At 67.2% G+C, this 15,041-nt stretch carries 11 protein-coding genes; 6 read left to right on the forward strand and 5 right to left on the reverse strand.

From position 1 onward, the window contains the following. The coding region (locus ACWEKM_RS22670) for a DEAD/DEAH box helicase (protein ID WP_451623002.1) at nucleotides 1–1,424 on the reverse strand (1,424 nt) is incomplete at its 3' end. Nucleotides 1,425–1,511: 87 nt separating this feature from the next. Further along, the gene (locus ACWEKM_RS22675; protein WP_030069301.1) at nucleotides 1,512–1,715 is read right to left on the reverse strand and encodes a cold-shock protein; all 204 of its coding nucleotides are present in this window, start codon (nucleotides 1,713–1,715) and stop codon (nucleotides 1,512–1,514) included. A 760-nt stretch (nucleotides 1,716–2,475) separates the two neighbouring features. Here ACWEKM_RS22675 and ACWEKM_RS22680 point away from each other — a divergent pair. Then, nucleotides 2,476–5,079, forward strand: coding sequence for an SdrD B-like domain-containing protein (locus ACWEKM_RS22680; protein WP_451623003.1), 2,604 nt, complete (start codon nucleotides 2,476–2,478; stop codon nucleotides 5,077–5,079). 304 nt (nucleotides 5,080–5,383) lie between these two features. Here ACWEKM_RS22680 and wecB read toward each other — a convergent pair whose 3' ends face one another. Beyond that, nucleotides 5,384–6,610 carry a non-hydrolyzing UDP-N-acetylglucosamine 2-epimerase gene (gene wecB, locus ACWEKM_RS22685; protein ID WP_451623004.1) on the reverse strand — a complete coding sequence of 409 codons (1,227 nt, stop codon included), beginning with the start codon at nucleotides 6,608–6,610 and terminating at the stop codon, nucleotides 5,384–5,386. A gap of 61 nt (nucleotides 6,611–6,671) precedes the next feature. Further along, nucleotides 6,672–7,283, reverse strand: coding sequence for an RNA polymerase sigma factor (locus tag ACWEKM_RS22690; RefSeq protein ID WP_451623005.1), 612 nt, complete (start codon nucleotides 7,281–7,283; stop codon nucleotides 6,672–6,674). Nucleotides 7,284–8,509: 1,226 nt separating this feature from the next. Here ACWEKM_RS22690 and ACWEKM_RS22695 point away from each other — a divergent pair. Both ACWEKM_RS22695 and ACWEKM_RS22700 read left to right on the forward strand, forming a co-directional pair. Next, nucleotides 8,510–9,478 (forward strand): peptidoglycan DD-metalloendopeptidase family protein, encoded by a 969-nt coding sequence (locus ACWEKM_RS22695; RefSeq protein WP_451623006.1) that lies wholly within the window; start codon nucleotides 8,510–8,512, stop codon nucleotides 9,476–9,478. Nucleotides 9,479–9,623: 145 nt separating this feature from the next. Further along, nucleotides 9,624–10,106 carry an NUDIX domain-containing protein gene (locus ACWEKM_RS22700; RefSeq protein ID WP_451623007.1) on the forward strand — a complete coding sequence of 161 codons (483 nt, stop codon included), beginning with the start codon at nucleotides 9,624–9,626 and terminating at the stop codon, nucleotides 10,104–10,106. A gap of 356 nt (nucleotides 10,107–10,462) precedes the next feature. Here ACWEKM_RS22700 and ACWEKM_RS22705 read toward each other — a convergent pair whose 3' ends face one another. After that, nucleotides 10,463–11,041: a DUF11 domain-containing protein gene (locus ACWEKM_RS22705; RefSeq protein ID WP_451623008.1), complete on the reverse strand. Its 579-nt coding sequence runs from the start codon at nucleotides 11,039–11,041 to the stop codon at nucleotides 10,463–10,465. Nucleotides 11,042–12,123: 1,082 nt separating this feature from the next. On the opposite strand from ACWEKM_RS22705, the gene ACWEKM_RS22710 reads away from it, so the two are divergent. The 3 genes from ACWEKM_RS22710 to ACWEKM_RS22720 all read left to right on the forward strand — a co-directional run bounded on the left by ACWEKM_RS22710 (nucleotide 12,124) and on the right by ACWEKM_RS22720 (nucleotide 15,014). Further along, entirely contained in the window at nucleotides 12,124–12,663 is a 540-nt protein-coding gene (locus ACWEKM_RS22710) for a CAP domain-containing protein (protein WP_451623009.1), read from the forward strand. Nucleotides 12,664–13,035: 372 nt separating this feature from the next. Next, a complete protein-coding gene (locus ACWEKM_RS22715) occupies nucleotides 13,036–13,638 on the forward strand; it encodes an archaeosortase/exosortase family protein (protein ID WP_451623010.1) in 603 nt (200 codons plus the stop codon). Continuing rightward, nucleotides 13,635–15,014, forward strand: coding sequence for a glycosyltransferase family 2 protein (locus ACWEKM_RS22720; RefSeq protein WP_451623011.1), 1,380 nt, complete (start codon nucleotides 13,635–13,637; stop codon nucleotides 15,012–15,014). Before ACWEKM_RS22715 ends, ACWEKM_RS22720 begins: the two co-directional genes overlap by 4 nt. The last annotated feature ends 27 nt before the right edge of the window (nucleotides 15,015–15,041 follow it).

The raw sequence follows: 15,041 nt of genomic DNA on the forward strand, positions 1-15,041 counted from the left end.
GCCCCGGTGGCAGCCCCTGCCGCCGCCTTGGACCCGCCGCCGTTTCGGCGTCGGCGGCCGGACCGCCCGCCGGGCTCGGTGCCGGTCTTCCGGTCCGGTCGGGGCGCCGTCGGTGTCGTGGGCCGGGGGACCTCGATGGTGACGGCCACGCCGGACGGCTCGCGGGCACCGGTGATGGTGGCCAGTTCCGCGTCGCTCGATGTGATGCGGGCCGTACGGGGCCTAACGCCCGCGTCCGACATGAGCCGGGTGACGTCCCGTTTCTGGTCGGGCAGGACCAGCGTGACCACGCTGCCGGAGCCGCCGGCGCGGGCCGTGCGGCCGCCCCGGTGGAGATAGTCCTTGTGGTCGGCCGGGGGATCGACGTTCACGACGAGGTCGAGGTCGTCGATGTGTATGCCCCGGGCCGCGACGTTCGTCGCCACCAGCGCGGTGACCTGGCCGTTCTTGAACTGTTCCAGGGTGCGGTTCCGCTGCGGCTGGGAGCGGCCCCCGTGCAGTGCCGCCGCGCGGACCCCGACGGCCAGGAGGCGCTTGGCGAGCCGGTCGGCCGACCTCTTGGTGTCGAGGAAGAGGATGACCCGGCCGTCACGGGCCGCGATGCGCGTGGTGACCGCCTTCTTGTCGGTCTCGTCCTGGATGTGGAGCACATGGTGCTCCATGGTGGCCACCGCTCCTGCGGACGGGTCCACGGAGTGCACCACGGGGTCGGTCAGGAACCGCTGCACCAGGCGGTCGATGTTGCGGTCGAGGGTGGCCGAGAAGAGCATGCGCTGTCCGTCGGGCCGTACCTGCTGGATCAGCCTGGTGATCTGCGGCAGGAAACCCATGTCGGTCATCTGGTCGGCTTCGTCCAGCACCGTGATGCGTACGCTGTCGAGCACGCAGTCCCCGCGTTCCACGAGGTCGTTGAGCCTGCCGGGACTCGCCACGACCACCTCGGCGCCGCGCCGCAGCGCACCGGCCTGCTTCGTGATGGACAGCCCGCCGACCACGGTGGCCAGCCGGAGGTTCACCGCTGACGCGTAGGGGGTCAGCGCGTCCGTCACCTGCTGGGCGAGTTCACGGGTGGGCACCAGCACCAGGGCGAGGGGCGCCTTGGGCTCCGCGCGCAGTCCCGCCGTGCGGGCCAGCAGCGCCAGCCCGAACGCGAGGGTCTTGCCGGAGCCGGTGCGCCCCCGTGCCAGCACATCACGGCCGGCGAGCGAGTTGGGCAGGGTGGCGGCCTGAATGGGGAAGGGGGTGATCACGTCCTGCGCGGTGAGGGTCTTCAGCAGCTCCGCGGGCATGTCCAGACCGGCGAAGTCCTCGACGGCGGGAAGTGCGGGTGTCGTGCTTTCCGGCAGCCGGAATTCCCTTGGCGACGACGCGGACGGTGAGGGCGACGAGGCGCGCCGGTTCGGCTTCTGGGGTCTGCGGGGCATGCGGTGATGTGCCTTCCTGGAAACAGCGCAAACCGGGGTCTGCACCAAGTCGGTGCGGACCCCGGTCGGCGGAAATGCGTCCGGCGATCAGGCGGGGACGATGTTCTCCGCCTGCGGGCCCTTCTGGCCCTGCGTGACGTCGAAGGACACCCGCTGGCCCTCCTGGAGCTCACGGAAGCCCTGGGTCGCGATGTTCGAGTAGTGGGCGAAGACGTCGGGGCCGCCGCCGTCCTGCTCGATGAACCCGAAACCCTTTTCGGCGTTGAACCACTTCACGGTTCCCTGTGCCATGTCCTTCTCCTTCTGTAGGCAGAGGCCCCATCCGGAGATGCCGGAAAAACGAATAATGCGCCTGAAGGAATCGTTCCCGTCAGGCGCACATAGGTTCATGGGTACCACAACTGCAACACCGGGACCGTAGCACAGCATCGGTGGCCTGTGCGGGTCTTCGCGCACGGTCTGGACCCGAATCGGCCGTCGGCGACTCCCCACGGGGGGACGAGGGCGAACGCTCCGCGATCCGGGCCCGGTCCCAGACCACCGCCGACTGCCCGATCACCACTGACTGCCGGATCGCCATCGACTGCCGGATCACCGCCGACTGCCGGATCACCACTGACTGCCGGATCGCCATCGACTGCCGGATCACCGCCGACAGCCGGATCACCATCGACTGCCGGATCACCACCGACCGACCCGGTGCCTCCGCGGCTCCGGCACCTCGCCGGCCTCACCGGGTCAGGAAGTCGCTCGTTCGGCTTATCCGCTCGTCAGGTGAGAGTGCCGTGACGATCTTTACCAACGCGTCCCGGTTCGCGAGCAGGCTCGGTCGGCGGGCAGGCTCGGTTCGCTCGCAGGCTCGCCCCGGACGCACGCCCATGGACGGAGAAAGGAATCGGTAGTGGAGCAGCGGCAGCGCCGGCGTTGGGCCGGCGGGATGTCTTTGGCTTTGTCGACCGCGTTATCGGCGTCGCTCGCGGCGACGGGGGTGATCTCGGCGGTGGGCCCGGCGGCGGCTGATGCCGGGGACGGTGACGCGACGGTTCGCGTGGTGCGTGAGGTGAACGCGAACGGCAAGTGGGACAAGGCGCTTGAGCCCGGCCTGTCCGGGGTCACGGTGGTGCTGACCGATGACGCGGGGCGGTCGATCACCGGTACCACCCGGCCGGACGGCACGGTGAAGCTGACGCCGGGCAGCAGTCTGGGCGGCGGCAGGTACCGGATCGAGGTGAAGAACCCCGATCAGGGAGTGCTCTACCCCGGGTTCGCTTCGGCCAGGAACAACCTGATCGATCCGACGGCGCTGTCGTCCAACGTGGAGTTCGTGGACCTGTCCGGCGGCAAGAACGTGGAGATCACGACCTCGTTCTGGAGCCCGGAGGACTACTGCCAGAAGAACGTCACCCTGGTCGCCGTCTGCCAGAACCCCACGATTCCGCCGCCGAACCCGACGCCACCGGGCAAGCGCACGCTGTCGTCGTTCCCGTTCAACACGCGGGGTGACGCCGTCGCCAACCCGGGCCTGGTCACCGACCTGGCGAACGAGGCCACCACCGGCACCCTGTGGGGCTCCGGCTACAACAGGGTGACCAAGCAGCTCTTCACCGCCGCGTATGCCAAGCGGGGCACCAAGTACGGTCCCGGCGGTCCGGGCGCGATCTACCGGACCGACCCGGCCACCAAGCAGACCACGCTGTTCACCAAGGTCCCGAGCCCCGGCACCACCGCTCACCAGCCGGACGTCAACATGGACCTGGCGTTCGGTCCGGTGGTGGGCAAGGAATCGCTGGGCGACCTGGACGTCAGCGCGGACGGCAAGGACCTGTACGTCGTCAACCTGCACGACCGCAGGCTCTACCGCTACGACGCCACCCAGCCCACGGCCGCCGCGCCGAAGGCGTCGTACGCCATCAAGGACCCGGGCTGCGCCACGAACGGTGACTGGCGCCCCTTCGGCCTGGGCATTCAGGACGGCAAGGTGTATGTCGGCGGTGTCTGCTCGGCGCAGTCCACCGGCGACAAGGACGACATGCGGGCGGTCGTGCAGAGCTTCGACCCGGTCACGGGCCAGTTCACCGGCACCGTCATGGACCAGCCGCTGAACTACCCCCGCGGCGGCTGGGCGGGCCCGGACGCGCCGAGCTGCCCCGGCCGCGGCTGGTACCCGTGGACCAACACCCGGCCCGCGACCCAGGACGGCCTGACCTGCGCGCCCGGCGTGATCATGAACCCGGAGGCGGAGCTCTCCGACATCGACTTCGAGACCAACGGCGACATGGTCGTCAGCTTCGCCGACCGCTTCGCCGACCGGGCCGGCTGGGCACTGCCCGCATTCCCCGGCACCGGCTGGGTCGCCACCACCGCGACCAACGGCGGTGACATCAACCGGGCCTGCCGCGGCGGCAACCACATGTTCGTCCTGGACGGCAACGGCGGCTGCGCGAACAACGCCACCGCGGCCACCAACGGCGGACTCCAGGACCTGAACGTCCGGGAGTTCTACCCGGGCGACTACGCGGCGGGCGGGGCCGGATGGCACGCGGAGACCGCCGAGGGGTCGGTGGCCATCTCCAAGGTGGAGACCACCATGCCCTACATCGCGGAGGACCCCATCCAGGACCCGATCACCGGGCACGGCCTGGCGTGGCTGAACCGCGCCGACGGCACCCGGGTGGCCGGCGACAACACCGGTGGCATCTACCTGAACAACGACTTCGGCAAGGCGCGTGGCATCGGTGACCTGGAAATGCTGTGCGACCAGGCGCCGCTCCAGTTCGGCAACCGGGTCTGGCAGGACGCCGACGAGGACGGCATCCAGGACCCCGGTGAGCAGCCGGTGGTGGGTGCCACGGTCAACCTGTACGACGCCGGTGGCAAGAAGATCGGTACGGCGGTCACCAATGAGCGGGGTGAGTACTACTTCGACTCGACCGTGACGAAGAACGTCAGGCCGGAGGACCTGCAGTACGGCAGGACGTACACGATCAGGATGGACAACCCGGACGACTACCAGGCCGGTGGTGTGCTGGACGGCTGGAAGCCGGCCCGGGCGAACCAGGGCGGCAACGACCAGACCGACTCCAGCGGTGAGACGTCCGGCAACCCGTTCCCGGCCGTCGAGGTGACCCCGAAGGGTGCCGGGCAGAACGACCACGGTGCCGACTTCGGGTTCACCAACCCGCAGGCGGACCTGTCCGTGATCAAGGTCGGTCCGGCCAAGGTGGGTCCGGGCGAAGAGGTGGAGTACCAGATCATCGTCACCAACAACGGGCCGAACCGTGCCACGCGCTGGACGGTCACGGACCCGCTGCCCGACGGGATCACCAACGCCCGTACGTCCAACGCGGACTGCGGGATCCGGGCCGGGATCCTGACCTGCTCCGGTGGTCCGCTGGAGGCCGGGGAGAGCCACACCATCACCGTCCGGGCCAACGCGCCGGTCCCGCAGCAGACCGTGGTGCTGGACAACTGCGTCAAGGTCACCGGCACGGAGCCCGACCCCAACCCCGAGAACAACGATTCCTGCGTCCAGACCGAGGTCCCCGCGGTCCCGGTCATCAACCCGGCCATCGGCGGCGCGACTGCCGCGGCCGCCCTCGGCGGCCTCCTGCTGATCCGCCGCCGTCGCGCCAGCACCGGGGTGACTCCGGTCTAGCAACGGCCTGACCAAGGCATCCGAGTAGACCAGGGCTCTCGGGCACCGGAGCGAAGCCGCACGGCTTCCCCCGGCGCCCGGGAGCTCTCGCCCGCGGTGCCGGGCGTGGAGGGGACGCCCGGGCCTTCGCGACCTGAGGGACGCGAGCAAGACGCCCCGGGCCGATGTCGTCGTGACCGGCATACTGCTGGGCCCGCGCGGACCTTCGCGCGGGCCCAGCGGCCGGTGGAGCAGTGCGGATGCGGCCGCGAACGCTCACCGGACGCCCGTCGGCCAGGTGCCCTGTCCTGGGTGGCCGCGCACGTTACTGCTGGCCGAGGGAGCCCCGTTGGACGGGGGAACGACGCAGCGCCCTTCCCGTGGCACCTCCCAGGGGCCCGAGCGGATCAGGGGTGTAGGAGAACTCGTCGCTCGCCTCGCTGTACGGAAGGGCCGCTCGGCCGGCCATGGCCAGGGCGATGTCCGCGATCCGCTCGCTGGCCTTTCCGTCCCCGAAGGGGCACGGCCGGCCGGCCAGCGCGTTCACCAGGTCCGGGTTGGCCAGGATGCGGGCGATCTCCTCGGAGATCTCGTGCTTGTGGCGCACGCGCACGGCGAAGCCGGCCGCGATCGTTTCGGGTCGCTCCGTATTCTTCCTGACCACGATCAGGGGTTTCTTGATGATCGTGCACTCCTCCTGGATCCCGCCCGAGTCGGAGATCAGCAAGCGCGCGTTGCTGGCCAGCGAAAGGAAATCCGAATGATCGAGCGGGGGAACGCAGCGAAGTCGCGACAACGGTTCGCTCAGACCGAACCCTTGAGCGCTGCTGACCGTCCTCGGGTGAATCGGAAACACGACGGGGATCGGCGCTTCCGCGAGCGCATCGATGATCTCGGACAGCCGCTCCGGAGCATCCGTGTTCTCCGGACGATGAATCGTCGCGACAATGAACTCGTTCGGCCTGAGCCCGTAGGTGTCAAGTAATTCACGGGATTCCAGGGGTCCCGGCATCGACTCGCGAGTGGCTTCGACGATGGTGTTGCCTGTCACCCTGATTCTATGCAGCGGGATTCCCTCGGAGACCAGGTTCGCGGCGTTCCACGAGGTGGGGGCGCAGTGCACGTCGGCCAGGACGGACACCATACGTCTGTTGATTTCCTCCGGCATGGCCCGGTCGTTGGAACGAAGGCCCGCCTCCACATGCAGGACCGGGATTCCGCAATAGTTTGCGGCCTGTGCACCGGCGGATGTCGCGTTGGTGTCACCCTGCACGATGACCAGCTTCGGGGTCACCCGCCGAAAGTGCTCCGCGAGTTGTTGGGTGGCGCGCGCGATCTGAATGCTGCGATGGGCCGCGCTGACGCCGGAGAGACGCATATGCGGCTGCGGGAGCCGAAAGGCGTGGAAGAAGCTGTCGGAGAGTTCCTTGTCGTAGTGCTGGCCGGTGTAGAGAATCGAGGCACGTGGTCCTAGGCTGCGAATCACTCCGGCCAACTTGATGATCTCGGGACGCGTGCCCAGAACCACCGCGATGTCGTTTTTCTCGTTCATGGGTCATTGGCTCCAATGCAGACCGGGATGGTTGGCATGCCGCATGCGAAGCGGGGCGCTTCTAGGCACGGAAGAGACTGTTGAGTTCGCCGATCTCCTGATAGAGACGACCGCATGTCGCACATTCTTCGACATGTAGTGTCATCTCTTCGGAGGCACACTCACTGAGACGTCCGCGGGAATAAGCGGCAAGCCGTCTCACATAGCTGGAGCACTGGATGTGGTATCTCCGCCGGTCCAGATGAACCGTGAGATACGCCTGTCGCAGACCTTCCTTCGCCCGGTAGGCCAGAGCCGCGACGCTGTTCGGGCTGATACCCATGCTGCTCGCGATCACAGCGGGCTGCTGGGACTGCACGATGGTCCGCCAAAGGATGGTTCTCCAGCGTTCCGAGAGGGATGCGAGCGCCTCTATGGCCAGCCGGTGCTCATAGTTCTTGAGGGCTTCGTACCCCGCGGAGTCCGCGCACTCCACTGAATAGAGGCCGACGTCGGGCACATACATCTGTCGGCCCGCGTTCCTGCCCCATTCGGCCACCACATTGCGCAGGACCCTCAGTAAGTAGCCTCGGAAGGAGGTCGTAGGGCCCCCGCCGGATTTCAGTGCCTGTAGGACACGGGAGAACGCCTCGGCCACGACGTCCTGTGCCGTATGGGCGTCCTCGATATGCATCGCCGCGAACCGGGCGGCGGCTCTGCGGTGACGGGCGAAGAGTTCGGCGAATGCCTCAACATCGCCATCGCGTACTGATTGAGCCAGTTCTTGGTCGCTCGACGCTTGGTCGCCTTGCTCACTTGGCTCTTGGTCGCTTGGCTCTTGGTCGCCTTGTTCGCTTGGCTCTTGGCCGCCTTGTTCGCTTGGCTCTTGGTCGCTTGGCTCTTGGTCGCCTTGTTCGCTTGGCTCTTGGTCGCTTGACGCGGCTGCGGCAGGATCATCGCCCCGGCGGTCTGAGCAGCCGACCGGCGGCCTACGGTGTCTGGTTGAGTATGACAAAAGGACGGCTCCTGGATGAGGACTCGCCGAGGGCGTTCACGGTCGCACGCTGGATCCCGTCGAAATTCTTGAGAGTCGCCGAGGCTCGATACGCAGAGCAGGTCCTCAACTCGGGTACGGCGGACGGCGTGGTGACATACCGGTCCTCATGATCGCTACGGAGGATTGCCACCCCTTTATAGGGCCTTCGCTTCTTCTCGGGGCGAATCCACGCCGTGCGTCCAGCGGAAGATGCTACCTTCTGGTCAAGAAAGATCGGACCATCCCATAAAAGTCGTCGCGTGGAAGTCTCGGCTGCGGCGGCGTTATGCCGCATCACTCGAACAGCACGGGATTTACCTTCCCGACCGTGCGCTCTCCATGAGCGGTTGATGGCCCGTCACCGGTGTACTGCCTCGGGAGAAAGTTGCCCGACCTCCCCCGGATCCCCGTGGCGCCTCGTTCTCACGCCGTCATGCGACGGCCCCGAGCTCCTCGATATGAAAGGCGTCCCACCGGGCGGATCGCCGGACATCCTGCGCGTCGAAGGTCATGGCCCGGGGTTTCCAGGTGAGCGAGACGCCTGATGTCCGGCATCCACCGCTCGCCCGACGCCCTGCCGAATCCGCCACGCGTTGCCGCCGAAACGCACACCTGCCGATATGCAAGGGGAACCCTTGGCCCGCGACTCCGACGTACCCCGTCACCCGCAGATGATCGGTCGCCGTAACGGACACCACGGTCCGCACACCTCGGCGATCCCGCTGAGCCCGTCCTTGGCAACGGCGGCTCACCAGAGCATCGGGGCCCCTGTGCGGTCCACGCTGACCAGGCGTTCCCGCGGATTCCTCCTCTTCTCGGTGTTGGTCCTCGGTCTGTCCTCGCTGCCCTGCTCGACCGCTCGGGCCGATGACGGAGAAGGCCCGGTGAATGCCCCGGCGATCAGCGCACAACTCCCCGTGCAACACCTGTATGAGGAGGCGTCACTTGCCGCGCGACGGCACGAGCAGTACCGGCGAAGCGCCGACGCCCAGGCCGAGGCGGCCCAACTGCTCCGGGCGGATCTCACACGTCAGCAGCGCAATCTTCGGGGACTCAGAAACGAAGTCGGCGCGTTGGCCCGGATTCAGTACCGTGGCGGCCTGCTCCCCGACACCCTCCGGGCGCTGACGGCGTCCGCTCACCACGACCCGTTGCGGAACCTGAGCCTCGTACACAGCGCCCACCATGGTCTGGCGGCCTCCTTGCAGCGCGTGCAAAGGACCACGGTGGAACTCGCCCAGGCACGGAGGAAGGCATTGGCCGGCCTCCGTCTACTCCACAAACTCCAACAGAAGCAGGCGGAAGCCAAACGGGACATTCGCAAAGCTCTGCTTCGGGCCCGCGCACTGCAGGAGACGCAAACGGTGCGCGCGGCCTCCCCCTGCCGGCACGGATCCACTCCGGCCCACCGCGATCTGCCCTCCTCGGTCCTCATGGATCATTCGCGGCGCCCATGGACTGCGCCGGTTCACCGCTATGTGCTCTCGGCGGGTTTTGGAGCGGGGGGCTCGCACTGGGCGCACCGGCACACCGGCCAGGACTTTGCCGTCCCGGTGGGCAGCCCCGTCCATGCCGTGGGTGCCGGAGTGGTCGTCGAGTCGGATTGTGCCGGCGCCTTCGGCAACAACATCGTCATCCGGCATGAGAACGGGTACTACACGCACTATGCCCATCTGTCGGTTCTCCTGGTGAGCGCGGGACAATACGTCAGACCCGGCCAGCAGATTGCACTTTCCGGCAATACCGGCAATTCCTCGGGGCCGCATCTTCATTTCGAGGTCCGCGTCACCCCGGAGTTCGGATCGGCGGTGGATCCGGTCGCCTGGTTGCGTGAGCACGGCGTCACTCTTTGACACCCCACCCGATCGTCAGAAGCTATCATCTGAAGATTCATCAATTCCAGCTTTAAATCACTGCCGCAAGCCTCGGGTACGACACGGGAGGACTACGATGACCCACGCACGGCCTGCCTACTCCGTGCACGTCAGGGGAGTGACTATGAGTCTCGATCTTCGTGTCCTTCTCCTACTGAACGAGCGCAATGAGTGGGAACTCCCTGGAGGGCGCCTCGAACGTGGTGAAACACCAGAGCAGTGCGTTGTCCGGGAGATTGCCGAGGAGTCGGGATGGCAGACGATGGCCGGCCCTCTGCTGGACGTGTGGTCGCATGAACCGGAGCCTGACCGAAGCATTCTCACCGTCACCTACGGATGCCCTGTGCTGACCCCCCATACCGCTCCCGCACCGAGCGACCATTACCGGCGGTTCGGTTTGTTCAGCCCCCATGAGCTGCACCGGGTGCGGATGGACGAGGGGTACCGGAACTCCGTCGCCACCTGGCTCAAGGCGGCTCCGACGGTGCATATGAGAGGAGGCCGGGGGATGTCCCCGTACTGTCCTCGGGAGTTCCCCCGCCCTCATCCGAGCGTCGACCAGCAGTGCTTTTCCGCTACCACGACAAGGCACAGCCAAAGATCATGAAATCTGTCACCATGGCCATCTTGCTCTTCTGGTTGATCTCCCTGAACACCTTCTGTGCATACTTCTGCCTTGTCCATGTTGCCGCGACCAGGCGAAGACGAAGGCATATGGAAGGTCAGCGGGTCATGCCGCAGCCGCGGCCCTCGCCGGAGGTGCCCCGCCCTCCCCTCTCCCCTTCGCACCGCGGTGCCGTGCTCGTCCCCCGGCAACGCGGCACGTCCCGCAGTGAGACATGACGTCACACCCGCAGGGTGATCGGTGTCGGGCTCCAGGGCGGTCGGGGAGCGGCAGTGCTGCTGGTCCCTTGTGCCCGGGAGCCCGAAGTCCCCGGTGAAGAAGTGGCGATGGCCGGGGTGTTACAGCGCGGGCGTCGCAGCGCCGCGACGACGGCGGTAGTGGGCGAAGCCGACCATGGCCACGGCAGCGGCGGCTCCCGCTCCGACCGCCGGGTCGATCAGGGGGACCGCCAGGATGTTCGTGTTGGCGGACGAGACGTTGTTATCGGTGTCGGGGTCGGCGTCGGCACCGTCGACGGTCACCGTGTTGGTCAGCCGGAAGCCGTTGGGTCCGGCGGTGCCGGTGACGGAGATGACGGCACTGGACCCCACGGCCAGGGCGCCGCCCTGGCAGGAGATGGTGCCGTTGTTCTGTGTGCAGTTGGCGGCGGAGGTGGTGACGCTCGGGTTGAGCAGCCCGGTCGGGATCTGATCGGTGACGACCCACCCGGAGGAGGCGTCGGGGCCGTAGTTGGTGACGACGATCTGGTAGGTGATCGGGTCTCCCGCGTTCCCCAGCGCCGGGCCGGCCTTGGCGATGGACAGATCGGCGGACGCGTCGGCCGCCGCGGCTTGCGGGGCGGCCAGCAGCCCGAGTGCGCCTGCGGCACCGCCCACCGTGAGCATGACGGCGAGCATCCGTCTTGAGTACTTCTTCATGTGCCTTACTCACCTATCGGGTTGAAGAACCCCTTCCGTTCTTGGCAGGGGTATACGTATAAGATCGTCGGGCTCCTCCCCCATGACGGTCGGCAATCCGGACAGGTGACCGCCCGTCGGCCGAAGTCTTCCGTGCCCGCCGGTGGAGGTCTTCCGCACGACGACGGCCCGACGGTCATGGGCATGGCGGTACCAGGTCGTCGTCCTAGGCGAACATATGGCGGACACGCCTTCGCGTCTTTCCGCTCGTCTTCGCGCTCGGGGCTGCGCCCACACGCGGAGGAATGGCACGCCACGGCCGAGGCTCGCCAGCCGAGCATCAGCCGACCTGCTGCGGCCGAACCGCTCATCCCCTCGTATGTGTTCGCCGCGGCGGTCCTTGGCCGAGCGTGGCCGCAGAGCCCTCGTCGGCATCACCGCAATCCTCGTCCGCTACCGCAGACTCGCCAGGTGACCTCGTTGACGAAGCAGATCCGTTCCCCTACTCCGGAGATCCCTGCCGACACGGTACTGCGCCCGCTCAACTCCCCCCGTCGAACAGAGGAGGTGCCCCTCGCCCGGAAGGGAGGCGGGCGAGGGGCACCTGGCTGCAAACCCATGAGCGCGTCGAAAAACAATCGTCGCGCCAAGGGTTTGCACTGCGACGAGCCGACTCTCCTAGAGTCACCTCATCGATGATGGCCATATTCTTCGAAACGACCACGGATGCTGCTCGCACGTAAGCAGTTCCGTACTCGTGACAAAAGGCCAGTAGCCGATCTCCGGGTAATCGGCCGAGGAGACATTAGCAGACCCTGAGCAATGTGCTGACGTCTCCGTATGACGTCCGCCGCCTCCCGCACGACTGCGGGTGGGAACGGACCTGAGCGAGGTTACCCCCTCGCGGAACGGATCCGGCACCAGAGGGGCAGCACAGCGTCATTCTGCCCGGCACACCACTCGTGCGAGGGAATCTTCCTGCGCACGGCGCCCGTTCCGTGGCGCCACGCGGTACACCTATACGCGTTCGCACCTGAACCGAAAAGCAGCCGATGCACCTGCCGACGCTCACCTGTTCACCCGGGTCCACGATCGAGGGAACCGTGACCACTGTTCCTCCGCACGAGGATTTCCATGATTCAACGACCGCCACCTTCCTCAGAGGGATACTGCGCGCCGTCAATTCGGTGCGGGCCAGGCATCATGCGCCTCCTGTGCGGCTGCACGATGGGCTCACCCGCTACGCGAAATCGAGAGTGCGGGACATTTCGCGGGGCAGCGGACCGGGTGGAGGCCACAAGGGATTCCACCCGGTGAGGACGAGCGAAGTGCTCTACTGGGGCAGCAGCACTCGGCGACGCTCGGGGGTCGCCGATGCCCGCGAGGCCGTTGACCGATGGTACACAGAGGCGCCGGAATACGATTTCGACAATCCGGGTTTCAATCCGCGAGCAGGCCACTTCACTCAATTGGTATGGAGACGGAGTGCCCTCATCGGTGCCGCGCGGGCCGTCGGCGGAGCGCCGGGAAAGTACGAGACGTATATCACTGTCGAGTTCGAGAACCGGGGAAACATCGAAGGGGAATTCATGCACAATGTCTTTCCCGCTGCCCGCAGGGCTCATCGGCTCTTCCTCCGGTAGGCGTCCACACCGTCAGGACGCCGTCCTTCGGGGCCCCGAGCGCGGGCCCCGGTGAAGCGCCGCGTGAAGCGTCCCGTAAAGCGCCCCGTGAACATTCCTGTCGATGCCGACCGGGAACACCGGAACAACGGGAACACCGCAGATGACAAGGGGTGCCGGTGACTGGGTCGACCGCCCGGTCCACGCGCATCCAGCGGGAACACGGGCCTGGATCCCGCCCGCGTGGGTGAACCGAAGACGCCGCCACGGCGTCATCCTTCGCCCTCCCGGACCTCCTTTCGTGCGTGAGAGGCGTCCGGGCAGTGGGCGTCGCCGTGTCAGAAAGGCCCGACTGTGCACCCGAATCCGACATCGCGTCGCTCCGGACCCCGGGTGAGCGTGCTTGCCCTGGGAAAGCGGCCATCGGCGCAGACCATCGGTCTCGGAGCGGCAAGGCCCGCACAGGCTCCCTACCTCCGGTTCGCGCTGGCTGCGGCCCTGCTCTTCACCGCCGGCGCGCTCTTCACCTTCAACGAGTGGTTCCGCTCGGTCGAGGCCGCGCTGGGCGAGTACGTCGTCGGACTGACCACCACCGGGACCACCAGTCTGGACTGGGACCAGGCGGTGACCTACTTCGGTCTCGGCACCCAGCACGCGATGGGGCTGAGGATCACGGCGGGCTGCAGCTCAGCGATGCTGATCATCCCGCTTCTCCTGGTCGGTGCCGGTTTCATGCTCAGCCGTCGCTCCACCGTCGCACGCATTCTGGCCGGAACGGCCGTCGGTGCCGCCCTGCTCGTCCTGACCAACCAGCTGCGGTTCGGCCTGATCGCCTCGTTCTCCCAGAAGTGGGGTTACGAGGGATTCGGTTGGGCGCACACCGTGGTCGGCTCCCTCGTCAGCCTGGTGGGTGTGGCCGTCTCGGTGACGGTCCTGCTGCTGGTGGCGATGCGGCGCCGAGAACCGCTTCCCCGGTTGAACGGAGCGCCTCGGTGACCCAGTTCCAGGAGAGCGGCTTCGTCGGTCTGGCGATGGCCCTCGCGCTCATCATCAACGGGGTCTTCACCCTCTATGTCATCCTGCTGGTCATCGCCTTCCTACGGGCCGAGCCCCAACGGCCGGGCCGCGCCCAGGACTTCGCCTGGCACTTCTTCATCCCATGCCGAGACGAGGAGAGCGTCGTCGGCGACACCCTCCGCTATCTGCGCGAGCACTACCCCACCGTGCACCTGTGGGTCATCGACGACGATTCCGACGACGCGACGGCGAGCATCGTCCGCGACCATGCGGGGCGTTCGCCGTTCGTGCACCTGGTGCAGCGGCGCCGCCCGGAGGCCCGTACGGGCAAGAGCCATGCGCTGAACGCCGCCTACCGGGCACTCGACGACTGGCTGCCGGCCGACACGGACCGCTCCTCGGTGGTCGTGGCCGTCTTCGACGCGGACGCCCGCCCGTCGGCCAATGTGCTCGATGTGTGCGCGGGGCCGAGCCTGTTCGGCGATCCGCAGATGGGCGCGGTGCAGATCGAGGTCCGCATGGTCAACAGGGACGTACGTGAACCGCTGCCGGACGGGACCCGGCTACAGAACTGGTTCGGCCGTACGCTCGTCCGGTTGCAGGACATCGAGTTCCGGGCGGCCATCTCCGCCATCCAGACGTCCCGGCGGACCACCAAGAGCGTATGCATGGGCGGGAACGGCCAGTTCAGCCGGATGAGCGCGCTGGACGAACTCGCGGGCGGCGAGCGGGCGCCCTGGCGCGGTTCGCTGCTGGAGGACTTCGAACTCGGCCTGCATGTCATGCTGGCCGGCCACCGCACCGGCTACGCCACCGAGGCATGGGTGGACCAGGAGGCCCTGCACAACCTGCCCCGCTTTGTGACACAGCGGACCCGTTGGTGCCAGGGAACCATGCAGTGCATGCGCTACCTGTCCAAGACATGGCGCTCGCCGTACCTCTCCAACGCCGGTGTCATCGAGATCTCGTACTACCTGATCCAGCCCTGGCTGTGGCTCGTGGGAACGGTCATCTACCCGCTGCCGATCCTGATCTTCCTGAACAACCTGGTGCTGTACCCCGAGAAGACCATGCGCTTCCTGGGGGCGGGCGGGGCCGTCCTGTTCATGCTGTACCTGCTCTTCGGCCTCGCGCAGTTCGCGGTCTGGGGCTACCTGTACCACCGGCGCTGCGAGCCCGCACAGGGACTGCTCCGGTGCATCGGCTGGGGCATCGCCTACGCCTCGATGATCTATCTCTTCTACGCCATCGCCTGGCGCGCGTTCGGGCGGCTGCTGAGCGGGCGCGCCGGCTGGGCAAAGACCCGCCGCAACGCCGAGGTCATCGTCGTCGGACCGATCGCCAAAGAGGTCTGACGAACCGTCACCAAGTACGACTGCGAG

This window comes from Streptomyces sp. NPDC004752, assembly GCF_053601275.1.